Here is a 22,205-nt window from a genome sequence, read left to right as displayed (position 1 = left end):
ACGTGGAGCGCCCCGGCAAAAAGGAGGAAGGATAACATGCCTTTCATCAGGGTTTCATGGAAATCGATTTGAGCGAGAGAGAACCTGACAGCGTTTTGAATTCCCAACTCTGGCAGGACAATGTCAATCAGCATCACAATAATAGAGGCAAACAAAGCTATGATGACCAGACCGATAGAAATCGGCATCCGAAGCCAGCGGTGATTGATATAACCGAAACAGGCGGCAAGTGTAATGGTTATTGCCGCAATATTAAAAAGAGAAAGAGTCAGCATAAACAAATCGCTAAAATAAAAGTTATTGGATGAGGCAGTTTATAAGGCAGGGGTGAAAGTTCAATAAGGGAATAATTTTTAGCGTGATACATTTAACGTGATACAGGGGCATCAAGGAGGGGGATTTATAAACTGCGGTATTAAAATGTACCGTCAGGTTTCCGTAAGGAAGGACCTTTACATCAGACACATTGGGAATTTTAAGCATGTTTCATAAGTTCTTAAGAGTAAATGATTCATAAAACCCCAGAGACAAATGAATTAGTGAAGATTGATACAGCTCAGTGCTTTAAAAGCTCTGATAGCGTAGTGTCATTTGAGACGAAGAAAAATTGGTGTGTTAAAATTTGGTGTCCCCGTGCAGAACTTGAATTTAGATCTTTTTACAATGATCAATGCGACGTCCAACACAGCTTTGTGGTTGATTGACTGGGGGCGTTTTTTATCGTGGTGGCCACAGCTTATTGCTGTATGCGGACTGTTGATTCTTATTTTGCGGAAAAAAGACGATCTTGCCGATGGGATTTTGCCCGTTATTGCGACGATCGGGATAGCGACTGTGCTCAACCACTTAGTCGCATGGATTTATCCATTGGTGACACCCAGTGATATAAGTATTGGGTTTTCCTGGATGCATGGGGCTTCTTTAGGACGGTGGATGGGACCTTATCCTATCTTTTTGTTAACACTAACATTCGCATGTATCGTCTGGTTCAGGAGCTATCTGTTTAGCATCAGTCTATTCGTTCTTGGTATGGCAAATGCTTGGGGCGTCGTTTTTGTTGGAAATTATTTTCCGTCGCAAATTCTTTTGGGAATGTTCATCGGTGTTTTTAGTACTCTTGTGATTTTTCTGTTCGTTCGGGGGCAAAGGAAATTGCGGTATTATATCTTCTCAAGCCAAGGGAAGTTAAGCGGTTTATCCTAAGGCGTTGTCTGTGATTACTATTATCTACAACAGATTGAAGGGTTGAGAATATGCAAAGACTGTTGCCGCCTTTTTTCTTTTTAGTCTGTGCCGTGATGATGGTATTATTGAGTACTTATTACCCGATCCTCAGGTTTCTGCAGCCCCCTTGGACCCTGATAGGAATTCTGGATCTTATAGGTGGTTTGAGTATCACGTTGATCGCAGGGGTGCAGTTCATGCGCGCAAAGACCAACTTGAAAACGTTTAAAAGGCCGGATCAGTTTATTACAACGGGGCTTTTTAGATTTAGCCGTAATCCGATGTATTTGGGGTTTGCCATTTCTACCTTTGGTGTCGCGCTGTATTTGGGGGCTCTGTCACCCTTTTTGATCTGTGCTTTGTTTATTGCCGTGGCGGATCGGTGGTATATTTCCTACGAAGAAAAGGTGATGGCCGAAACTTTTGGGCAAGCCTATATGGACTATAAAACCAAGGTGCGCCGTTGGGTCTAAGGCATGGTTGTTTTATTTAAGCAGCCCCAGATTTCCGGTGAATTTATTGACCAGTTTTTGTGTGCCGTATAACGCGATACCACAATAGTGCAGATGCTCGACAGGTGTGGTCAGCATTTGTTCTGAATATTGCGCATAAGTCCGGGTGGTTCGTGTTGCTGTGATCAAGTCGATGACTGTCAGGTCAGGCTCGTACGGGCGAACCTTTTCCCGCAGTTTATGCAACAAGGGGGCGGTACCTTTCAACACAGGCACGGGCAAGATTGTAATTCCCTGACGTAAGTTGCCGTCATTATCCTTGATGTTTTGACCGATTAATTCCGGGTGTTGTTTTCCGATAGAAAGAGAGAGCACAGAGGCCGTATTGGCGATGAAACCAATAGGCATCGCTTGATCAACAACAATGACGCATTTATGCGTAGCAGGAAGATTGGGGGATGTATCTGAAGCATGAATAATCGCCGTATTTATTTCATCAGTTTTGTTTGTCGATAAGCCATGATTGGACATCGCATCAATCCCTGTTCTGTTATCCATTTTTGTTTTTCCTGCGTTAGCTGAAATTGATAAGGCTTGGGGACTATAGCTTTGTCTAGTTACTGTGATAATATAAGATAATTAATTTTGACTGTTTGAAATATTGACCTAATGATTGATGAGCTAAGAGCAATGACCGTCTTTGCAAAGACGGTTGAAACTGGGTCTTTTCGGGCTGCGTCGCGCGCATTGGGGCTGTCACCGTCTGTAATTAGCCACCATGTTTCCCAACTAGAAGACAAACTGGGCGTGGCCTTGCTATATCGATCCACCCGCCGCTTGTCCCTAACCAGTGATGGTGAAAAACTATTTGGCTATGCAAAGGAAATGCTGTCACTAGCTGAAAGCGGCTTTGACGCCATTGCGACAAAAGCGACAGAACCCACAGGGAAGTTAAGTATTACCTTACCTGCCGGGCTAATTCAGGGGCCAGTGGTTGATGACCTAGCCTGTTTTGCTCAAGAGCATCCTAAGATTAAGTTGTTGATTAATTTCAGCGACCATCAACAAGATATTATTCGTGATGGAATTGATGTTGCGATCCGCGTTGGGACCGTTCGCGATAGTACTTTAAAATCCAAGAAGCTGTCAGACATGGAACGTAAGCTTGTCGCTTCACCTGCTTATTTGAAAAACCGTCCAAAGCCGTTGAAAATTCAAGATCTGTCGGGTTGGAACTTTATCGGTCTTAGGATGCGACCAAATGATAAATTGTTGATAAACAAGTTGGGGGAATGTGTGCGGTTGACTTATGAACCACAGATTGTCCTGGATAATATTCATGCGGTTGTACAAATGGCACGTGCTGGTTTGGGGGTGATTACACCACCGGATTTCCTGGTGGCAGAAGATATCAGGCAGGGTAAAATGATCGAACTTTTCCCGGAATGGAAGGCCGAAAGCTTACCTGTTTATGCCATATGGCCCCCCAATGCACCGCGTGAAGGACTGACCTACCGATTAATTCGTTATCTCGAAAAATGTGTGAAGAAACGTCAATCCACACTATAGACAGGGAGAATGTTTATTTCGGTGTCTATCTGGCTGGCGAAAAGTAAAAAAAAGACTACGATAAAAATCATCACTTTTTGTTTATGTTGGGGTCTTTGAAGTTGATGTCGGGGTTTCTCTGTGGGGAGAGTTAGGTGGCGTCACTTTTGCCTGTTCTGAAAATTAAGCAGTTACTACTATTTCTTGTTGGTTTCGTTTTCTTCTCAACGCAAGCTTCCAGTGAGGACGTAACGATAGCTATGGGGAACTTCGAACCCTATTATATTGCCGGAAATCACACTGGTATCTTTACTGAAATCATTACTGCTGTTTTTAAGGAAATTCCCGATCATGACCCCGTTTTTATCTTTGGGCGTCCGAATAATCGATTATGGCAAGAATTCACTCGTAGAAAAGTTGATGCAGTCTCTAACCTTTTTGACAGTGTGGAGGTCGACGCATGTCGATCTGATCCGGCTTTCAGGTTTCGGGATGTGGCCATAACGCGTGCGGAAACAAACATAGCCCTGGAAAAAATCGAAGATCTAGAAGGGTTAAATATTATTGCTTTTCAGGGGGCCAAGGACTTTTTTGGACCAAGCTTCGCTTCTGTTGTGGAGAATGGCATGTTCTCGGTTGCTTCTGAACCGGGGGTCCAGGCGCAAGCTCTTTGGGATGGGCGTGTTGATGTCAGTGTTGGGGACCTGTTTATTTTCTTGAATAGTTTAAAGAACCTTTCTGGAAATAATGTTCCGGCAAGCTTGTTTAAAATTCATGATATCCTTCCCGTTGCTTATACTCGCATGGGTTTTTGGGACGCCGAGGTCTGCACTAAATTTAATAAGGCGTTGCAAAAGATAAAAGATAATGGCGAATACGAAAAAATTTATGACCGCTATTTACGTATTTATGGCGTGACGTCCAGTCCAAGTGGTTGATTGAGCCCAAGTGGTTGATTGATACGTAACCAAGCTATAGGGGGGGGAATCATGAGGTCATTAAAGAAAGGTCAAACCAGTACTCTAAAAATCCAGCTTGATATCATGGGATAAGGACGTCTTATCGACAGTGCCTTGAGTATTGGACCGAATGCCTTGAGCGAAGTTTTTCCGTTCGATCTTGACAGTACAGATAGGTTGGCTGCTTAAAAGAGCCTTGCAAGAATGCATAAGGGCTTCTGAAATTTTTGCAACAGAGCCTAGAATAGTGATATTACCTCACAGCAATATTTACTTAATCCATTTTCCATTTCACCACCCTTTTTCGAGGTCAAAGACATGTCGCACTCTTCTTACTATTCCCCCCAGGGCGGTCTGGCCCCGCAGACCCAGATTTTGACTGACCGCGCCATGTTTACAGAGGCCTATGCCGTGATCCCCAAGGGAACCATGAGCGATATCGTCACCAGCTTCCTGCCCCATTGGGAGAAGACCCGGCTCTGGGTGCTTTCGCGGCCGCTGTCCGGTTTTGCCGAAACCTTTTGCCAATACATTATGGAGGTCCAGCCCGGTGGCGGTAGCACCAAGCCCGAGCCTAATGCCCAGGCGCAAGGGGTGATTTTTGTGGTCGAAGGCGGCTTAAGCCTGACCATCGAAGGAACAACTCACGACCTGACCGAGGGCGGTTATGCTTACTTGCCGGCGGGCTGTAACTGGAGCCTAGCCAACAACACGAATACTCAGGTGAAGTTCCACTGGGTGCGCAAGGCCTATGAAGCCGTTGACGGGCTGGACAAACCTGACGCCTTTGTCACCAATGAAAAAGATATCGCCCCCACTGCCATGCCCGATACCAACGGCAAGTGGGCGACCACCCGCTTTGTCGAACCGGACGATCTGCGCCACGACATGCACGTCAATATCGTTACCTTCCAGCCCGGCGGCGTGATCCCCTTTGCCGAAACCCATGTCATGGAACACGGGCTCTATGTGCTCGAAGGCAAAGCGGTCTATCGCCTCAATCAGGACTGGGTCGAGGTCGAAGCCGGTGATTACATGTGGCTGCGCGCCTTCTGCCCGCAAGCCTGCTACGCCGGTGGCCCCGGTCCTTTCCGCTACCTGCTCTATAAAGACGTAAACCGGCACATGAAACTGGGCTAGGGGCATTGCCCCTGCATCAAAAAGTAAGAAACGATGACGTTAAATTTAAAGAACAAGTGCTAGCCCGCAAAAATACTGTGATACGCGAGTGACAGCAGGTTTGTGACCGAAATCTTTGGAAGCTGCCAAAATTGGGCTCCTAAATTCTCTTTATGGTGTATCGGTCAGAGATGGCGAAAAGCTTATAGCGATGGGCCGTGTTGTTGGTGATGGAGCATGTAATTTTGAAATCGTAGATGTTGTTGTAAATCCCAATTATCAAGGGCAAGGCTTGGGACGAAAAGTGATGGAACATATCGATAATTATTTGTCTTCAGTGGCCCTTGTCGGTTCATATGTTCCAATGATTGCCGATGAATCTGTGATTGCCGATGAATCTGTTTTCTATGAAAAACTGGGTTACAAGCTTGTCTCCCCAGCTAGTTACGGTATGACGAAAAAATTTAAACCCCATGCATAACAAAATTTTTTGCAGATCAATCCCGTATTCTTCATGAATAATGTTCATGTTGTCTCTTGTAGGGTGAGAAAATTTTTATTACATAAATATAACGATCGGTATGCCAAATGAGTTGGTATATCCAAGAAAAGATCTAATCTTTTGGAGTTATGACACCTTGGTGCAGAAGTTAAGTAAACGGGAAGAAACCCATAAACGTATGTTGGCTGCTGCGGGGCGAAGTTTTCGGCACAATGGCTATGCAGGGATTGGCGTTGATGGCATTGCCAAGGAAGCTGGCGTTACCTCGGGGGCATTCTATGCACACTTTGGATCAAAAGATGGTGCTTTTTCGGCTGCCGTGTTGGATGGTTTGGACGAAGTTATCGCGGGTATTCCTACCTTCCAGCAGAAAAATGGCTCAAATTGGGTAGAGGTTTTTGCACGGTATTATCTTGGGGCAGATAACCGGGATAATCGCGCCTGTGGTTGTGCCATGTCGAGCCTGACATCCGAAGTGGTTCGTTCTGATCAGGAACTTCGTGTTCTGTTTGAAAGTAAGATGCGTAAAATAACGGCGCTTGTTGCCAAAGGATTTGCGGGCGGCACAGAAGAAGAAAAAGCTGCGCGAGCATGGTCCATGTTGGGTGTTTTAATTGGTGGGGTTAATCTTGCGCGTGCCATGCATAGCCCCGAGCTAAAAGAGATGATCTCTCAAAACATTATTGCCAGCGCTGTTCAGGTTGCCGGGAAGCCAATTTAAACGAGTTACTGATTTATCTACAATTTTACAATACTATCGGGACAAGACTGTGTCTTGGTTGATGTTGATGGTTTGCAAGCGGCGGGTTACTGGTTTCTATAAATAGAGCGCAGTTCTATTTTTGGTGAAATGTTCTTAGTACTTGCAAGAATCTATTACGAACAATGATAGTGAACAGCACTGTTTTTTAGAAGATCAGGCCATCATGAGCAGCTTACCACGAGATCAAATTATAATTCGGAATGTTGATGACAGCGATATAGCGTGCATTCAGGAGATTTACGCAGATGAAGTTCTGCACGGTGTTTCCAGTTGGGAGGAAACGCCGCCTGATCACGCTGAAATGCTTGCGCGAAAAAATGGTGTCGTCGGTGGGGGGGATCCCTACCGGGTCGCAGTTCAGAATGATAAGGTTGTGGGCTACGCCTATGCTTCGTCCTATCGTCCCCGTCCTGGTTATCGCTATACCGTGGAAAACTCGATTTATGTGCACAAGGATGCACGTGGCTTTGGGCTCGGTTGCTTGTTGTTGGATGATTTGATTAATCAGTGCGAAGCCCGTGGTTATCGCCAGATGATCGCGGTTATTGGTGATTCAGAAAACTTGCCGTCCATTGTGTTCCATCAAAAAATGGGGTTCGAGCGAACTGGGACAATCAAGTCGATCGGGTTTAAGTTTGGCCGCTGGATGGATAGCGTTCTCATGCAGCGGCCCCTTAATGACGGAAGTAATAGTCTTCCGGAATAAGTTTTTTAGTTTATGGCTGTCGGATGATTATCCAGCCAGTCTTCGAGGAACAAGGCCATATTTTCAGAACCAACGTTCTGGATATCACGTGGGTCTAATTTTGCACCAGCTTCAAGAAGTAATCGGACACAGGATATGTGATCTCTTTGCTTTCGTTCCGGGCAGTTTGAGGCCCCATGAAGGGTGGTGTGAAAAGCATTCCCGCCAAAATTGTTGAGTTGTTCAAGATCAGGATCGAATTCTAACAGGTATGAAACCTGATCCGGTAACCCGGCCCAACAAGCCGCATGAAGAGGGGAAAGCCCCATTGCATCGGTCTGGTTTATATCAAGCCCAGCAGCAACAAGAGATTTTACATGGTCAAGACGGTCGGGTTCAGTGATGAGCTTGGTAATTAATAGACGATCTTCGCCCTCTAGCTCTTCTGTAATTTTACCTGTTGGGCGCCCCCTAGAACAACTGGCCAGAACGACTTCGTTCGGCGTAAGGGCATGTGCATAGCCCGCTTTTGATAAAGTGTCTGCAAAATCAGAATTTCCGTGAATAAGGGCGAGAGCATAGGCTGTATGCCCTTGCCAAATGTAGTTGGCATCTGCGTTATATTCTAAAAGCAGCTCGGCTATATCTGATCCACATTGCCGACGCGCGGCTTGATGCAGCGCTGGTATCGTGTCAACGGGCTGACCGCTTGGGTGCTCTTTGGCGACTTCGTTAGGGTCTGCGCCGTGATCAAGTAAAAGCTGAACGGCGGTTTGGTCCTTGAAATCCAGTGCTCGGGCTAAGGCATTGGTGCCTTTCGGATTAGCATTATATTTTAAGAGGAGCTTTAAACCCTGGTGGTGGCTCAACTCTGTAGCGTGGTAAAGGCTCTCGTTGTCATCAGGGTTGGCACCTTGTCTTAAAAGCCATTCAGCCAAAACCATATTGTTCGCATGACCCAGCGCGCCATAAAGCGGGGATAAGGTGTGTTCGTTATTTTCATGTGAACTAAAGTCTGGCGACATGCCATGATTAAAATCTGCACCCTTGTCGAGCAGCAGCTGGGCCATGGCCAACATTTTGTCTGCTTTCTCTGGTTCAACATGTATGTAATGAGAAAAGCACAGGTGGTGAAAAGGCAATCGCCCTTTGATTGCTTTGGTCACTAAACCGGGATTATCAGCAAGTGCCTTGTGAATAGCTTCGATATCGTAGGTCGCGATCTGTAATCCCAGATCATAAGAAGTTAGATCAGGGCTCTCTGCGAGTAATTTTTCGATAATCCATCGATGCCCTAGATAAAGAGCTGAACGCAAACGATCAGCTTTTTGCTCTTTATTCATGACCGAAGTTTCTAGTGCAAATTTAAACTTTGGCCAGCTTTGGTGTCCTTGTTCCCGTGCAATTACAAACAGGAAATCGGCATGGGTGAGTGTCAACTTGTCAGGTACGATTTCCTGCACACGTACCCGAGCCTCAGTATCGCCAGAGGCATAGGCCTTTTTCAGTCGTTTGGCTTGTTTTTTGAACGTGTCGATATTTGCGTTTTGATAAGGCATTGGTTTCCCATTTTCTTCACCCGATGGTCCGCTGATCTGGGGAATGGAAATCCAGAAACAATCAATATCGAACAAAGTGCAATGAAGCTTTCCGCGGACCCGGTGGCCTCTTTGATCGGCCACAGGGAAAATACCAAACTGTCAGGCTGAGTGCAAACTGTTGATCGTGTCATTTAATTGAGCTTGCCGAATATCGTTCTCGACATCCAAACAAAGGCCTGAGATGAAGGCTCAGGTCTTTATTTGGTGGTTTTTTGCCTAAATGGGATAAGGTAAACCCCTGCTAAAGTGCGAAAATCGCTTCGATCTCAATCTTTAGTTCCAGGGCAAAAAGGGCCTCGATTTTTATCAGGGAACTTGCGGGTGTGTGATCACCATAGATTTCCACAAGCGCAAGTCGAAGGCTATCCATGTCAGACATATCAGTCACAAAAATGGTAACTTTGACGAGGTTTTCTAAGGATGTGTTTTGGGCTTTGGCTATGGTTTCCAGTTGCGAGAAGATTGCTTTTGCCTGATCACTGATAGATGCGTGTTGTTCAGGTGTTCCAAAGGCTGTGAAGCCTGATGTATAGAGAGCGTTCCCGTGGATGACTGCATGGGTATAGGGACCGATGGGCAGCCCGAGTTCGGGATAATTGATTCGTTCCATTGACATGTTTTCCTACCTATCTTGGTTAAGATATTTTACGGACAATCTGTTGAGTTGTGCGTTGGATAAAGGGACCTAAAGCAAAGGCGATGATGGCCGCTGCGGGCCAAGCCAACCGAAAGGCGATGAACCACTTATCTATAAATTCCGGACCCCATCCCAAATTGATCCAGGTAACCCAACAGGTCATCAGAAGGGAAAGGATAAAGGACATCAGGATTGAAAAGACGATGCGGTGTTTCATTTTTCGCTTCTTGTCCTAGGCCGCAGTATTCATTTGTAGGCGTTCGATATAATTTACCTTGGTGTAGTTATTTTCCAGAAAGGCGATGGTATGTGGGGCTTCGAAATGTGCCTTGAGGGCATCATCGTTCACCCAGCATTCCCACAAGGTAAAACATTCCGGTTTGTCCTGTTGTTGCAGAATTTCGAACTTGATACAGCCGGGTTCTTTGACAGTGTCAGCAACCAGTTGGTTGAGTGCTGATTTTACAGTGTTTAAATCCGCACCGTCCTGAAGTTCGATGCCTGCACTAATCCATAGTTTGTTCATTTTTTCTCTCTATATAATTGTTCATGGGTGTAACTGTTCGTGGGGTAAATGTTTTAGCTACAGGCAATAGCTTTAATTAATTTCGTTAATAGGATATATAGCTAATAACGAGTTTTTAAATTCCATAAATGAAATCATGTTTGACGATATTTCACTCTTTGTTCGTATTGTCCAAAAGCGCAGCCTTGCGGCGGCGGGACAGGATTTAAAACTGCCGGCGGCAACAGTTTCCCGTCGATTGAAAAAACTTGAAGATAAATTGAGGTGTCAGCTTATTCACCGATCTGCACGTAAGTTTAACTTAACGGCAGAGGGAGAGGTTTATTACAAAGCCTATGCTGATTTGGTGCAGCAGTTCGAGGCTACGAGCCGACATTTAAGTGCCGATGTACAGCAACTCAATGGCAAGTTGACCGTCCTTGCCCCAACCAATGCTTCTGTCGGTATTCTACAGCCTATGTGGTCGGAATTCATCCGGATCTATCCTGAGATACAGCTCAACCTTTTCCTGAGTAACCAAACCAAAGATATTCATCTGGGGCAGGTGGATATGGCTTTGCGTGTTGGCCCCCAGGAAGATTCTTTGCTTTTCCAAAAGAAGTTGGGGGAGACATCGACAATTCTGGTCGCTTCACCAGATTACCTTGCTGATCAAAGAGAGCCAGATGGTCTTGACGCGTTAGAAGAACACAGGATCATTCTTGTAAATACTGTTCCGCTATGGAAGCTTCAGTATTGTCCAGATGGTTGGGTTGGTAAAAGTCGCTGGGCAGATGTCCGTCCTCAGGCAACAACCATCATCGATGATATCGGCTTGGCAAGTCAACTTGCCCGGGATGGGCACGGTATTGTCCTTCTTCCCGTCAGTGAAATTGAAATGGAATTGAGTGAGGGGGCTTTGGTGCGTGTATTACCAGAATGGCAAGGCGCAAAGCGCGAAATTTTTGCTGTCTGGCCCACAGGGCGTTTGCTGAGTACCCGGGCGAAATTCTTGCGGGATTTTATGCAGGACTTCATTGCAAGGAACAGGATTTTGCAGGGGCATATACCAGTTTAAATTTTGTCCTGCTGTTCAATTGTTGCAACACAACATCTTATTTTACTTTTTTGGCTTTATTGTTTGGGACGTTGAATGACTATTGGCCCAGTAAATTTATAAAAACAAAAATAACTTCTTGCATTAAATAAATTGTGCGCAATATAATTAATCACAATTTAATGTTTCATTAGGAGTTAATTCATGAATCAAGCAGCACAAAAATTGGAAAAAGTCGTTTATACAGCCTATGCAGAAGCGACGGGTGGTCGCGAAGGAACGATCAAATCAGATGACGGCGCACTGGATATTGTTTTGACAACACCAAAAGAACTGGGCGGCGCTGGAACTTTTGGGGTGAACCCGGAACAGATGTTTGCGGGTGGCTATGCCGCTTGTTTTATTGGCGCGCTCAAGGTTGTCGCTGGGCAGGCGAAAGTGAAACTTCCGGATGAAACTAAAATTGCTGGGGAAGTTGGTATCGGTCCAATTCCGGGTGGCTTTAACATTGCGGTTGTATTGAACATCAGCATTCCGGGTATCGAAGAAGCTGTGGCAAAAGATCTTATCGAAAAAGCGCATAAGGTATGCCCTTATTCAAACGCAACCCGTGGCAACGTGGATGTTGAGCTTAAACTTGTTTCCTAACACGGTGGTAAGATAATTAAAGCTAGGTCAAAGCGTATTGCCTGTTTCTTTTTAAAGATAAAGGCAGTGCGCTTTGATTTTAGATGGGTCATTGCAAATATAAACGGCATCATAACCTTAGGAGCCGTTAATATTGTTTCTGTTTGAAAGTATTTTTGTGGTGTAATGACTAATATTACGCAAAAAGAATTGTCACAGGCCAAGGCCGCGTCAAAGGTAGTAAAATTGCCCAAGGTTTCACATCTGGAAGAACAGCTTTGTTTTGCGCTTTATCGCAATTCGCAAGCAATTATCAAAAAGTATCAACCGTACCTCAAAGAACTTAACCTGACCTACCCACAGTATCTGGTTTATCTGGCGCTGGAACCAAAGGTTGAGACCACGGTGAATGCTTTGGGAAAAGATCTTGGGCTTGATTCAGGTACACTATCCCCGCTGCTTAAGCGAATGGAACAGGCCGGGTTCGTCAGTCGAAACCGTTCTGTTGAGGATGAGCGCAGAGTTATGATCAAGCTGACGGAACAAGGGCGATCACTGGAACAAGGCGTGGCAAAGATGCAGCAAGATGTATCTTGCTCTGTTGGCCTGACGTTCGATGAATTTCAGGATCTTCTGACCAAGCTCAACCACATGGCAAAGGCCATGGGTGCGAAGATGTAAGATTGAAAGCTTGAGATAAAGCTTAAAAGCGCGACATCTTACGAAAAAATATCTGATATTGTGCTCAAGATAATATAGGCTTTAATCTCTGGGCTGGTTTATTCCTCTGGCTTTTGTTAATGCTGGCAGACGGGAAGATTGAAAGTTATTTAATTTACCTAGATATAACAGGGAAAGGCCGGGCTATTCCGATCTTTGGTCAAAAGAAATCAAGAGAGACTGTGCGTCGGGGATTGGCTGAAATCTTCCCCCGCTTGTGGCGCTATTGTCTGGTTCTGACACGGAACAAAGACAATGCGAACGACCTTGCCCAGGCTGCGTGTGAACGCGCGTTAGAAAAAGCCGACAAGTTTGAAACCGGTACGCATCTTGATCGCTGGATCTTCAAAATTGCGCAACGGATCTGGTTGAATGAACTAAGATCCCAAGCGGTTCGTCGGGGCGGCGGGCTGGTATCTGTCGATGATGTTGACCTGCCAGATACGAAAACGGACACAGAAACGAATATTTACGCTTCTCAGGTGTTGAAAGAGGTGTACCTCTTGCCAGAAGCGCAGCGCATAGCCGTTCTTTTGGTTTATGTCGAAGGATTTAGTTATAAAGACGCGGCACAGGTGCTGGATATACCAATTGGCACGGTTATGAGCAGACTGGCTGCGGCACGGGGCAGAATTTCGAAACGAATGGACAGAGAAGGGACGGGGTCGGAATGAGCCAGAAAACACATTTCTCAGACGAAGATCTGACGGCTTTTCTTGATGGCGAAACCTCTGCGGAATTGGCCCAAAAAATTGAAAGTGCGCTAGAGGTTGACACCGTTCTAATGAAGCGCCTCGAAGATCTTTCTATCCCTGTGGATGAACTTAAGACAGCTATGCAACAGGTGACGGATCAGGCCCCTAGTTTACCTGATGTCCTGACCGATAGGACATCACCATCAAATAAAAGCCCAAGAAGCTTGCTTTATGCGGGATTTCTGGCTGCGTCTGTTTTGATTAATCTGGTTGTTGGTGGTTTGTTTGGGAAGACGTATTTTGCACCAAGCGAAGCGCAGGGGTGGAAGCACTACGTTGCGGCGTATCAATCACTGTATGTTGGCGATACCCTTGGTAATATTCAGTTGTCCCCGGAACAGATACAGAAAAATCTGGAAGACATATCAGGTCAGATTGGCTTTGATCTGGTTAAAATGACCGCTGATTCTGAATTGTCATTCAAACGTGCACAGCTGCTCGGGTTCAAGGGGAAGCCATTGGTTCAACTGGCTTACCTAGCCCCCGATGGGCGGCCCGTTGCTTTGTGTATTATTAGAACAAACAAAGACAACACAAAAAACATTGGTATGGAAAAGCTGGAAGGTATGGCGGCTGCCAGTTGGCGTAAAAATGGGTACGCTTTTCTCTTTATTGGTGGCGAAGATGAGACAGTTATCCGTGAGGGAGCAACCCGTTTTCAGGCCTTACTATAAAGCTTACTGGCTATAAAACTTACGGGAAATAAAGCTCCTTAGCTGTCTCTATTGTTGAGGGGGATTTCTATGCCCTCTAACGAAAACTTCTCGCGCTAGGCGTTTTTGTTCCAGGGAAAGGTATTTTCAGGAATAAAACTAACGTCGTCTTCTTCTCGCTGGTCTTCTTTGGGATCATCATATCTTCGGCGACGACAGGGGCCCACGTAATCGTCAATACGAACAAAGGGACGGGGACGTTTGATAATCCGTTCTATGGCTTTATACAGCATCATGGGCGAAAGGGGTTTTAGCAAAAACTCATTCATGCCCTTATCCCGTGATGTTGTGACCAACTCCTTTTCGGCATGGGCGGTTAAGGCAATAATCTGGATAAAAGGCGCGGGGCTATTTTCTTCGGTCCGTAGCTGTTGAATAAGCTGGTTCCCGTCCACAGGTGTCATGTCCAAGTCGATAATCGCAATATCAGATGGCATGTTCCGTAAGGCTTGGATGGCTTCTTCAGCTGACGAGGCTACGCGCGGATTGCTCACATCAAAGGCCCGCAAGATTGTTTTCACAATACGCTGCATAACGGGATTATCATTGACGATCAGAAATTCGACGTCTTTTAGGTCACAGGCTACTGTCAATTTTATTCACTCAACACATACTTCCGGACACTCATCAAAGAACAGTCCTGCGGGATTAGCGCACAGTTTAATCCGTTGTTGTATATAAGACTATTCTAAAGATTGTCGCATCTTCAAAGAAATAGATATGCGGTCAGCTTGGTTTATTTTTCGTTAAGCAGTGGTGTGATGTCGGAATAATGAGTATTTATTTCGTACATTCAAAACGTTCCAGTATAACCCTGTCTGGCAAAGTTTCACCAAAACGGTCTAAAGCGGCCGACATGTTTTTGGTGGCAAAGTCTGAAATGGCGTAAAAATGCACCGTGCCTGAAGCTGCTGTTATTGCTTCGCTTTCCAGCTTGGCAATCAGACACCATTGCGAAGGAATGCTTTGTTCAAACCAATCGGGATAGATCATGGCATAGTCGATATGCTTACTGGTCGCCAGCGTGTGAACTGTTTGGGGATCAAACTTGCCGTTAGCACGTAATTTGCGTGCTTTTTCTGATCCTAACCCCCAAAGATCCAGCACATATTGATCATTTTGATAGGATACCCACCCCAGATCATTTACGGCAACAGGCCGGGCAAAATAATCGGTGGCAAATCGGTGCATCTGATACTGTTGCTCATAAATGCCTCTGGACGCAAAGGGGGTTGCGATTGTGGCAAGACCATAGGGGATGGCGAGAAACAACAGAGTTCCGATAAAGAGTAATTTTGCCTTGAAACTGTTGGTTATTATTGATGTGTCGATGTTCTTGCTCAAAAGATAAAGACCGCCAAGGATCATGACACTAACTGCATAGACTTCGTAACGATGGAACCAATTGTACCGCCCGGCAACCATGTGGGCCAGTAGTGTCAGAATAAGAACGCCGCCTATAATAAATTTGGACGATGTCCAAAATTTATCCTGAAATAAAGAATATTTTCTCCACGCCAAAACAATCGACAGCGAGGTCAGCAGAATAGCCACCAGAAAGATAATTCCCCACCGTTCAGATAGCGAGTTCTGAAAGTTATTCACCAATGCCAACAGACTGTTGGCAATGCCTGATTGTTCAGTTCCAGATACAAAAACATTGGATTTAACCATGACCGAGCTTGGCAAAATAGATTGCCCGATCGAGATCATTGTAACGCCATAGAGTGCAATAAGGGCGGTTATCGTCAAACCGATAAAAACAGCGAGCCGCCAACGCCCTAAAAACAGCAGCGCAACAAGCGTTACCCCTGAAAGGGCTATGCCTTCAAAGCGGATCAACGGCCCCAAAATCGCAGCAACGATAAACCAGCTGGGACAGGGGGTAGCGCGCGTTCCTTCGGCAAGTGTAATCAAGCCACGGATTGTTGCTAAAGCGATCAAAACATGAAGTGAATGTTCCATCCCCGTCATCGGCAAGGCAAGACCGCTGATCGACAGGATGAGTAGCAGTGCCGCTAAACTCGCAAAGTTGTCCGTTGACGGTGTGGTTCGAGGAAGAACATAACACCAGAAAAAATCCAACAGGATATAAACGGAAAGCCCGGCTGCGACGATGTTCAGCAGCAGGGGTGTATAAAACCCAAGCCCAATAAATTCACCTAAGGCAAGTAACAGAGGATACAGGATTGAAGACGAGGGTGATGAATATTCCGTGGCGTTTACACCATAGCCCCCCTGAATAATATTCTCGGCAACAGACAGGTGAATATAGGGATCATCCAACGTATAGATCAGATGCCCATCCGAGAGCCAAACACTGAGCCCAACGATCACCACAATAAGACCCGCCCACATCAACAGCGCGTTTTTCAAAAATATTTTTCTGTGCTGCGAAGGTATTACGTCGGTCAAGGATGTGCTCTTTATGTTGATACAGACGAGAGAAAACGGACATGTTTTTCTTTCAAAGAATAACACTTAGGCCATTTAATACAGGTGTTATGTAAAACGCTGCCCCTTAATTTTCCCTAAAGAGAACAGGTTTTTAGTCGTCTTTTTTCCTGATGACAAAACAGATACTCGGAGAGATGGATAGGGAGGTACTGGTATGGACGTCGTTCGAATTCTTCATAAATCCATCGACTTTAATGGATCTTTCTAGGTTTTGTTCCGGAGAAAACAATTCGTTCATCATCCCCCACACAGCCAATCAGATTACTCTGTCCCCTCCACCAGATCTACTCCGTTGTCGATCTTTCGTCTTAAGTCTCCTGCAAGATCTTTGAGTGCGGCGAGGCGTTGTTCATTAACCCGGTGTGACGCGCCGATAGAACTCCCGTTTGCGCCCAGATTTTCGCTTACATCTTGCCAGAATGTCACCATGGTTTCAGGGTCGTACCCGGATCTGGCATAGATTACCATGGCCAATGCGTCGGCTTCTATTTCGTGTTCGTCCATATTGGCCCGTGCCCCTGACTCGTACGCTGCACGGGTGATGTCCCCGTTGGTGTGCCCGACTAAGAGGCCCAGAAGGGTTTCGGCGACCAATCCACCTGCGCCAGCAGCAAGGCCACTGGCTTTGCGATCACCGGGGTGGCCTTCGATCATGTGGGCGATTTCATGCGCGACCATCAGGGCAACATGTTCATCGGTTTCCAGATAGTAATCAAGCCCGCTGGTAAAGGTAAAACCATCGCTGTCTTCAGATGCGTTGGCAGTCAGCGTATTGAACAGATAGTTAACCCGGTATTCACAGCGTTCTTGATAATTCAGGGTTAGCTTTTTCTCTTCATAAACACCATCAGCACTTGGTCGTGACACCGTAAGCTGATAACTCCCTTCATCCTTCCAGTCCTCAAGCGGTGGCGTTTGCATGTAGTCAAAGCGGGTATAGTCTTTACCCTCAATTTTTCGTGGGTGCAGCTTCATATCGGCAATGGAAACCAGTTGATCCCCGAATTTGACCCCGGCAAGCGCAGCGGGGGAGTTTTCGTAAACCGACTTTACGCGCAGGTTCAAGTCAAGTTTGTGTTCATCAATTAAGATCTCAGAATAACGACGATCAGGAAGGTTCAGACTGCTCCACACCTCCATCCCAGTGTAAACGCCTAGATCATCTTTGCAAAGATCGCGCGAGGCAACTAGCATTGGCATCGCAATGGATTTAATGCGTTGTTCCCGATCAAGATCTTCTTGAACTAAATTGAGATAATAAGCGCGGTCGTCGGTGCTTAAGGTTGCCACATCCAGCTTTTTTTGCTTCTGCGTAGCACAGCCCCCAATCAGCAAAGCCGCTCCACAACAAACCAACCCTAAAACCCGCATTATATATCCCCCAGATAAAATTAAATTCACGTAGTGCGTGAATATTTATGATCTGGTACTTAAACACAAGTGCATTTCAACTGGGGTGGAATTTAAGGGTAGCCTCCAAAATTATATGAGTAACACAAAAAAACCGCAACACTCGCTGGAGTGCTGCGGCAGAGTTGGTCCCTTGTTGGTGGAACCCAGTTATGGCTTGGTGTACGGCTTCAAACTTGGGAGGCTTGAGTGATGCGTACAGTGGGGTGCTACGGGCTTGTTATGTGCCCGCTTGGCAGGTGGTGTCGAGCGGGGAAGCCGCCCACAGCCGATGACTGGCTGGTACAATCGGCTGGGGCTTATTCCCGGACCTTCACCCGTCTGCTTTAGGTCGTTCGGATTTTGGATCGTAAAGCGGTTTCAGCGACATTGTTGCCTCGAAGCGTTCACAGGCGATTTCGACCGAGAAATTGTCTTCTTTCACCCAATCGGGGGTAACACCGTTGTCATCGTGGACATAGCCAAGACCGATTGAGCTGCCTAATGTATGGCTGTACCGACCAGAGGTAATCTTGCCGACGATTTTATCGCCTTTGTAGATTGGTTCGTTATGGTACATCATCGGTGGCTCGCCCTTTGCGTTTTTGGCATTCTTGAGCTGTAGAGAAACCATCCGCTTTGTTCGTGGTTGGCCCTTTTGTTCAAGCAAGGCTTCACGACCGATAAAGCCGCCTGGTTTGTCCCAAGCGATGGCAAAGCCCAGCCCTGCTTCCAGTGGGGTGTCTTCGTCCGAAATTTCGTGGCTCCAGTGACGGAAGCCTTTTTCCAGACGTAACGTATCCACAGCATGCATACCGCCAAGGGTAAGGCCCATATCTTTGCCTGCGTCCATTAGTGTATCAAAGACGTGAACGGCATATTCGGATGGCACATAAAGCTCCCACCCCAACTCACCGACATAGGTGATGCGTCCGGCTTTGATCTTGGCATAGCCCATCTCGATTTCCTGACAGGTGCCAAAAGGAAACGCAGCGTTGGAAAGATCGGCAGGGGTTACTTTTTTCAACAGCTCGCGACTGTTTGGCCCCATGACGGCAAAGAGCGCATAGCCAGATGTGACGTCTGTTGCAAAGCAATGATCGTCTTCTGAAATGTGGCTGTTGAGGAAATGGAAGTCGCGGGTTTGGGTGCCACCGGATGACAGTACCATAAAGCTGTTCTCGGCCAGACGGGTCACGGTCAGATCAGCTTCGATCCCGCCGCGTTCGTTCAGCCATTGGGTATAAACCATCTTACCCACTGGCACGTCGATATTGGCACCGGAAATTCGGTTGAGAATTTTTACGGCGTCCTTACCTTGCACCATGTATTTCCCGAAAGAACTCATGTCGAAAAGGGCGACGTTTTCACGGGCGGCTTTACATTCTGCGCCACAGTAATCATGCCAGTTCTGCGGACCATAAGAGTATTCGTATTTTGGCTCGACACCTTCTGGCGCAAACCAGTTGGCGCGTTCCCAACCAGCCATCTGTCCAAAACAAGCGTTGGCTTTTTCCAAACGGTCGTGGATGGGGGATCGTTTGATATCGCGACAGGTCACGGGCTGTTTTTCTGGCCAGTGCATTTCATAAAGCAGGCCGAGGGCTTCGGTCGTGCGATCAAAGAGATACTTATCGCCGCCCTGGAATGGTTGAACGCGACGGATATCAACGTCCCACATGTCAACGGGGCAATTGCCCTGAACAATCCAGTCCGCAAGAATTTTACCCGCACCGCCCGCTGACTGGATGCCCGTTGAATTAAAGCCAGCAGCGACATAAAAATTCTTCATTTCTGGCGCTTCGCCGAGGTAAAAACGGTTATCGGGGGTAAAGCTTTCCGGGCCGTTGAAGAAGGTGTGGATACCAGCGCTTTCCAACAGAGGAATACGCGCCATGGCGTTTTCCAGAGCCGGGGTAAACTGATCCCAATTTTCCGGTAACTCATCAAAACAGAAATTATCTGGAATACCTTTGTGACCCCATGGCACAGCATTGGGTTCGAAGCAGCCAATCAACAGCTTGCCTGCGTCTTCTTTGTAGTAGTTATAGCCATCCGGATCACGAAGGGTTGGCAGTTTCGGCAGGTTGTCGATGGCTTCGGTTACGATGTAGTAGTGTTCCGCAGCATGAAGAGGGACGTTCACACCGACCTTTTTGGCCACTTCGCGGGCCCACATTCCACCGCAGTTCACAACGATTTCGGCGCGGACTTCACCCTGATCTGTGACAACACCTGTTACCTTGCCACCATTGGGGCCGGGTTCAGTGATGATGTCTTCAACCTTGATGCCTTCGATAATCGTGGCACCGCCTTGACGTGCACCCTTGGCAAGGGCCTGTGTTGTATCAATCGGGTTGGTTTGTCCGTCCCCCGGCAGGTAAACACCACCAACAAGGTTGCTGACATCAGCAATGGGATAGTGTTCCAGAATTTGTTCTGGTGTGATGACATCAACTTCCAAGCCAAAGTTACGGGCCATGGATGCCCCACGTTTGAGCTCTTCAAAACGTCCTTCTGTCTGGGCGACAGAAACGGACCCCGTATGAACCAGCCCGGTTTCCTGTCCGGTTTCAGCGGCGAGATTATTGTAAAGATCGGCTGTGTACTTTGCCATCTTGGTTAAATTCTCAGTCGCGCGAAGCTGCCCAACCAACCCGGCGGCATGCCATGTGGTGCCGCAAGTAAGTTGTTTCCGTTCCAGTAACAGTACGTCTTTCCAACCAAGTTTGGTCAGATGATAGGCAACGGAACACCCGATTACACCACCACCAATGATGACAACCTGTGCCTGTTCGGGAAGAGTTTTTTTATTCGCCATCGTATTAATTCCATACAAAGGGGGACATATAAGAGGGGCATTGCCCCAGGGCATTTTGTTTTTTGTAATTTTTGGGTTGGGGAATTTAAGTACACCCCGACCGTAGAGCGATCACAGATCGTGTTAGTAATGGGGCGGTGAGAGTATCCAGAGTACTTCTGCGTCTTCCGCGCCGTTGTTATAGGTTTTATGGGGTTCGCCGGGGTTGATGCGAAAGCTGTCACCAACACCGAGCTCATAGGTCCGTTCACCAATTTCAACTGCGATGTTTCCCTTGATGATATGACCGGAAACTTCGACTTTTTCCCGCGAAATCTGTTCTTCACCTGTGGCTGATCCGGGGGAAAAACGCCCCATGATCAATTCAACATCACCGCTGAGATCGGGGGACATTAGTTCTTCGACCATGCCTGATCCGGTAAAGCTGAGCCGTCGTCTATGATTGTGGCGAACGATGTGGCTTTTTTCCGTTGGATCAGCAATATCCTCGCCATGGAAAAACCATGAGTTTGAAACTTCCAGAGCCGCAGAAATCTTGTTTAGGATCGGAATGGATACGACGGAAATACCCCGTTCAATCTGGCTGACATAACCAACTGACTTGCCAATTTTTTCGGCGAGTGTGGTCACTGACATCCGTTTGGCCTTGCGCAGATCACGGATCTGTCCGCCGACGGTGACGGACTCGTCGTCGAGATCTTGCTTGGGAGGATTGTGCTTATGCAGGGTTTCTACTTTGGGTCGTGCCATCTGTATCGCCAAACGTTTTAAATTATGTTCTGGCACAATAAAGGCAGCATTAAATGAAAAAAGATAGTAAAAATTTCATTTTAATGAAAGAACGCAATAAAATTACATGTTTGTTTGTGGGGTTTGAAAAATTAATTATTTTATAAGTAGTTGGTTTTTAAATGTTATTTTGTGATTCTATTGTTTGGGTGAAAAATGAAAATCCCAAGAGAATCTTGGTTCTCTTGGGGTTTTCATTATTTATTCGTAAATTAGGATGCTGCTTTTAGGATTTGAACCAGCGATAGCTGAAGCCTGCTCCTAATGCACCAAGTAAAGGGGCAACCCAGAAGAGCCAAAGCTGTTCAAGGGCCCATCCGCCGACAAAAAGAGCAGGGCCAGTGCTTCGTGCTGGGTTCACCGATGTATTGGTGATGGGGATAGAAATCAGGTGAATGAGGACGAGGGCGAGACCGATGGCCAAAGGGGCAAAGCCAGCGGGGGCCTTTTCATCTGTTGCGCCAAGAATAATAAAAAGAAAAAAGAAGGTTAGAAGAACTTCAATAAGAAGGCCACTCATCATGGAATAGCCCATGGGGGAGTGTGCGCCGTATCCGTTGGATGCAAAGCCACCCGTAACGGAAAAATCCGGGATACCACTTGCAATCACATATAGCAGTCCGGCTGCGGCAATTCCCCCTGCAAGCTGTGCGATCCAATAGGGAACAATCTGTCCAGCTTCGAATTTGCCACCAGCCCAAAGACCCAGAGTAACCGCTGGATTAAAATGACCGCCTGAAATATGACCAACGGCATAGGCCATGGTGACAACGGTAAGGCCAAAGGCAAGTGAGACGCCAACAAAACCGATTCCGAGATCAGGAATGCCAGCGGCGAGGACAGCCGAACCACAGCCGCCAAAAACCAACCAGAAAGTACCTA

Annotated in this window: 24 protein-coding genes and 1 pseudogene; 13 read left to right on the top strand and 12 right to left on the bottom strand. The window is 46.6% G+C overall.

The window, feature by feature from the left end; genetic code table 11:
- Nucleotides 1–275 (bottom strand): annotated as a pseudogene (locus tag Q0241_RS19840) (sodium:proton antiporter); the annotation flags it as partial.
- 337 nt (nt 276–612) lie between these two features.
- Here Q0241_RS19840 and Q0241_RS19835 point away from each other — a divergent pair.
- Nucleotides 613–1,203, top strand: coding sequence for a hypothetical protein (locus tag Q0241_RS19835; RefSeq protein ID WP_299380816.1), 591 nt, complete (start codon nt 613–615; stop codon nt 1,201–1,203).
- 50 nt (nt 1,204–1,253) lie between these two features.
- Entirely contained in the window at nt 1,254–1,697 is a 444-nt protein-coding gene (locus tag Q0241_RS19830; RefSeq protein ID WP_299380815.1) for an isoprenylcysteine carboxylmethyltransferase family protein, read from the top strand.
- Nucleotides 1,698–1,709: 12 nt separating this feature from the next.
- On the opposite strand, the gene Q0241_RS19825 is transcribed toward Q0241_RS19830, so the two are convergent.
- Nucleotides 1,710–2,234, bottom strand: coding sequence for a DUF2000 domain-containing protein (locus tag Q0241_RS19825; RefSeq protein WP_299380814.1), 525 nt, complete (start codon nt 2,232–2,234; stop codon nt 1,710–1,712).
- A gap of 132 nt (nt 2,235–2,366) precedes the next feature.
- On the opposite strand from Q0241_RS19825, the gene Q0241_RS19820 reads away from it, so the two are divergent.
- The 6 genes from Q0241_RS19820 to Q0241_RS19795 all read left to right on the top strand — a co-directional run bounded on the left by Q0241_RS19820 (nt 2,367) and on the right by Q0241_RS19795 (nt 7,273).
- Nucleotides 2,367–3,245 (top strand): LysR family transcriptional regulator, encoded by an 879-nt coding sequence (locus tag Q0241_RS19820; RefSeq protein WP_299380813.1) that lies wholly within the window; start codon nt 2,367–2,369, stop codon nt 3,243–3,245.
- Between the two features lie 134 nt (nt 3,246–3,379).
- Nucleotides 3,380–4,162, top strand: a complete 783-nt coding sequence (locus Q0241_RS19815; RefSeq protein ID WP_299380812.1) for a transporter substrate-binding domain-containing protein — start codon at nt 3,380–3,382, stop codon at nt 4,160–4,162.
- Between the two features lie 339 nt (nt 4,163–4,501).
- Nucleotides 4,502–5,323, top strand: coding sequence for a bifunctional allantoicase/(S)-ureidoglycine aminohydrolase (locus Q0241_RS19810; RefSeq protein ID WP_299380811.1), 822 nt, complete (start codon nt 4,502–4,504; stop codon nt 5,321–5,323).
- Nucleotides 5,324–5,438: 115 nt separating this feature from the next.
- Nucleotides 5,439–5,783 (top strand): GNAT family N-acetyltransferase, encoded by a 345-nt coding sequence (locus Q0241_RS19805; protein WP_299380810.1) that lies wholly within the window; start codon nt 5,439–5,441, stop codon nt 5,781–5,783.
- A 160-nt stretch (nt 5,784–5,943) separates the two neighbouring features.
- On the top strand, nt 5,944–6,525 hold the full coding sequence (locus Q0241_RS19800) for a TetR/AcrR family transcriptional regulator (protein WP_299380809.1): 582 nt from the start codon (nt 5,944–5,946) through the stop codon (nt 6,523–6,525).
- A 205-nt stretch (nt 6,526–6,730) separates the two neighbouring features.
- On the top strand, nt 6,731–7,273 hold the full coding sequence (locus Q0241_RS19795; RefSeq protein ID WP_299380808.1) for a GNAT family N-acetyltransferase: 543 nt from the start codon (nt 6,731–6,733) through the stop codon (nt 7,271–7,273).
- A gap of 5 nt (nt 7,274–7,278) precedes the next feature.
- Here Q0241_RS19795 and Q0241_RS19790 read toward each other — a convergent pair whose 3' ends face one another.
- The 4 genes from Q0241_RS19790 to Q0241_RS19775 form a co-directional block, all read right to left on the bottom strand.
- Entirely contained in the window at nt 7,279–8,934 is a 1,656-nt protein-coding gene (locus Q0241_RS19790; RefSeq protein ID WP_299380807.1) for an ankyrin repeat domain-containing protein, read from the bottom strand.
- Nucleotides 8,935–9,094: 160 nt separating this feature from the next.
- Complete coding sequence (locus Q0241_RS19785; protein WP_299380806.1) at nt 9,095–9,463, bottom strand: RidA family protein; 369 nt, start codon at nt 9,461–9,463, stop codon at nt 9,095–9,097.
- A gap of 25 nt (nt 9,464–9,488) precedes the next feature.
- The gene (locus Q0241_RS19780) at nt 9,489–9,707 is read right to left on the bottom strand and encodes a DUF2798 domain-containing protein (RefSeq protein WP_299380805.1); all 219 of its coding nucleotides are present in this window, start codon (nt 9,705–9,707) and stop codon (nt 9,489–9,491) included.
- Nucleotides 9,708–9,722: 15 nt separating this feature from the next.
- Complete coding sequence (locus Q0241_RS19775) at nt 9,723–10,016, bottom strand: putative quinol monooxygenase (protein WP_299380804.1); 294 nt, start codon at nt 10,014–10,016, stop codon at nt 9,723–9,725.
- 136 nt (nt 10,017–10,152) lie between these two features.
- Here Q0241_RS19775 and Q0241_RS19770 point away from each other — a divergent pair, with 136 nt between their 5' ends.
- From Q0241_RS19770 to Q0241_RS19750, 5 genes are all read left to right on the top strand, one after another.
- Nucleotides 10,153–11,073, top strand: a complete 921-nt coding sequence (locus Q0241_RS19770) for a LysR family transcriptional regulator (RefSeq protein WP_299380803.1) — start codon at nt 10,153–10,155, stop codon at nt 11,071–11,073.
- Between the two features lie 183 nt (nt 11,074–11,256).
- Nucleotides 11,257–11,700: an organic hydroperoxide resistance protein gene (locus Q0241_RS19765; protein WP_299380802.1), complete on the top strand. Its 444-nt coding sequence runs from the start codon at nt 11,257–11,259 to the stop codon at nt 11,698–11,700.
- 165 nt (nt 11,701–11,865) lie between these two features.
- Nucleotides 11,866–12,360, top strand: coding sequence for a MarR family winged helix-turn-helix transcriptional regulator (locus tag Q0241_RS19760; RefSeq protein ID WP_299380801.1), 495 nt, complete (start codon nt 11,866–11,868; stop codon nt 12,358–12,360).
- A 119-nt stretch (nt 12,361–12,479) separates the two neighbouring features.
- Nucleotides 12,480–13,073 (top strand): RNA polymerase sigma factor, encoded by a 594-nt coding sequence (locus tag Q0241_RS19755; protein ID WP_299380800.1) that lies wholly within the window; start codon nt 12,480–12,482, stop codon nt 13,071–13,073.
- On the top strand, nt 13,070–13,828 hold the full coding sequence (locus tag Q0241_RS19750; RefSeq protein ID WP_299380799.1) for a hypothetical protein: 759 nt from the start codon (nt 13,070–13,072) through the stop codon (nt 13,826–13,828). The genes Q0241_RS19755 and Q0241_RS19750 overlap by 4 nt, the downstream gene beginning before the upstream one ends.
- Nucleotides 13,829–13,923: 95 nt before the next feature.
- On the opposite strand, the gene Q0241_RS19745 is transcribed toward Q0241_RS19750, so the two are convergent.
- The 6 genes from Q0241_RS19745 to aqpZ form a co-directional block, all read right to left on the bottom strand.
- Nucleotides 13,924–14,460 (bottom strand): response regulator, encoded by a 537-nt coding sequence (locus tag Q0241_RS19745; RefSeq protein WP_299380798.1) that lies wholly within the window; start codon nt 14,458–14,460, stop codon nt 13,924–13,926.
- A gap of 187 nt (nt 14,461–14,647) precedes the next feature.
- Entirely contained in the window at nt 14,648–16,282 is a 1,635-nt protein-coding gene (locus Q0241_RS19740) for a hypothetical protein (protein WP_299380797.1), read from the bottom strand.
- A 303-nt stretch (nt 16,283–16,585) separates the two neighbouring features.
- Nucleotides 16,586–17,695 carry a M48 family metalloprotease gene (locus Q0241_RS19735; protein ID WP_299380796.1) on the bottom strand — a complete coding sequence of 370 codons (1,110 nt, stop codon included), beginning with the start codon at nt 17,693–17,695 and terminating at the stop codon, nt 16,586–16,588.
- A gap of 352 nt (nt 17,696–18,047) precedes the next feature.
- Nucleotides 18,048–20,534, bottom strand: coding sequence for an FAD-dependent oxidoreductase (locus Q0241_RS19730; RefSeq protein WP_299380795.1), 2,487 nt, complete (start codon nt 20,532–20,534; stop codon nt 18,048–18,050).
- Nucleotides 20,535–20,657: 123 nt separating this feature from the next.
- Complete coding sequence (locus tag Q0241_RS19725) at nt 20,658–21,284, bottom strand: XRE family transcriptional regulator (RefSeq protein WP_299380794.1); 627 nt, start codon at nt 21,282–21,284, stop codon at nt 20,658–20,660.
- A gap of 265 nt (nt 21,285–21,549) precedes the next feature.
- On the bottom strand, nt 21,550–22,205 hold a 656-nt coding region (gene aqpZ, locus Q0241_RS19720), incomplete at its 5' end, for an aquaporin Z (RefSeq protein WP_299380793.1).

The organism is uncultured Kiloniella sp., assembly GCF_937128705.1.
Taxonomy (GTDB): domain Bacteria; phylum Pseudomonadota; class Alphaproteobacteria; order Kiloniellales; family Kiloniellaceae; genus Kiloniella.
The sequence above is the reverse complement of the archived record's forward strand: the minus strand, read 5'-3'. Positions and strand labels throughout refer to the sequence as shown.

Bases quoted from the DNA above. Each gene is read 5' to 3' on its own strand.
- Q0241_RS19830 (WP_299380815.1), top strand. From the start codon at position 1,254: ATGCAAAGACTGTTGCCGCCTTTTTTCTTTTTAGTCTGTGCCGTGATG.
- Q0241_RS19825 (WP_299380814.1), bottom strand. From the start codon at position 2,234: ATGGATAACAGAACAGGGATTGATGCGATGTCCAATCATGGCTTATCG.
- Q0241_RS19820 (WP_299380813.1), top strand. From the start codon at position 2,367: ATGACCGTCTTTGCAAAGACGGTTGAAACTGGGTCTTTTCGGGCTGCG.
- Q0241_RS19810 (WP_299380811.1), top strand. From the start codon at position 4,502: ATGTCGCACTCTTCTTACTATTCCCCCCAGGGCGGTCTGGCCCCGCAG.
- Q0241_RS19795 (WP_299380808.1), top strand. From the start codon at position 6,731: ATGAGCAGCTTACCACGAGATCAAATTATAATTCGGAATGTTGATGAC.
- Q0241_RS19785 (WP_299380806.1), bottom strand. From the start codon at position 9,463: ATGGAACGAATCAATTATCCCGAACTCGGGCTGCCCATCGGTCCCTAT.
- Q0241_RS19780 (WP_299380805.1), bottom strand. From the start codon at position 9,707: ATGAAACACCGCATCGTCTTTTCAATCCTGATGTCCTTTATCCTTTCC.
- Q0241_RS19775 (WP_299380804.1), bottom strand. From the start codon at position 10,016: ATGAACAAACTATGGATTAGTGCAGGCATCGAACTTCAGGACGGTGCG.
- Q0241_RS19770 (WP_299380803.1), top strand. From the start codon at position 10,153: ATGTTTGACGATATTTCACTCTTTGTTCGTATTGTCCAAAAGCGCAGC.
- Q0241_RS19765 (WP_299380802.1), top strand. From the start codon at position 11,257: ATGAATCAAGCAGCACAAAAATTGGAAAAAGTCGTTTATACAGCCTAT.
- Q0241_RS19760 (WP_299380801.1), top strand. From the start codon at position 11,866: ATGACTAATATTACGCAAAAAGAATTGTCACAGGCCAAGGCCGCGTCA.
- Q0241_RS19755 (WP_299380800.1), top strand. From the start codon at position 12,480: ATGCTGGCAGACGGGAAGATTGAAAGTTATTTAATTTACCTAGATATA.
- Q0241_RS19750 (WP_299380799.1), top strand. From the start codon at position 13,070: ATGAGCCAGAAAACACATTTCTCAGACGAAGATCTGACGGCTTTTCTT.
- Q0241_RS19735 (WP_299380796.1), bottom strand. From the start codon at position 17,695: ATGCGGGTTTTAGGGTTGGTTTGTTGTGGAGCGGCTTTGCTGATTGGG.
- Q0241_RS19730 (WP_299380795.1), bottom strand. From the start codon at position 20,534: ATGGCGAATAAAAAAACTCTTCCCGAACAGGCACAGGTTGTCATCATT.
- Q0241_RS19725 (WP_299380794.1), bottom strand. From the start codon at position 21,284: ATGGCACGACCCAAAGTAGAAACCCTGCATAAGCACAATCCTCCCAAG.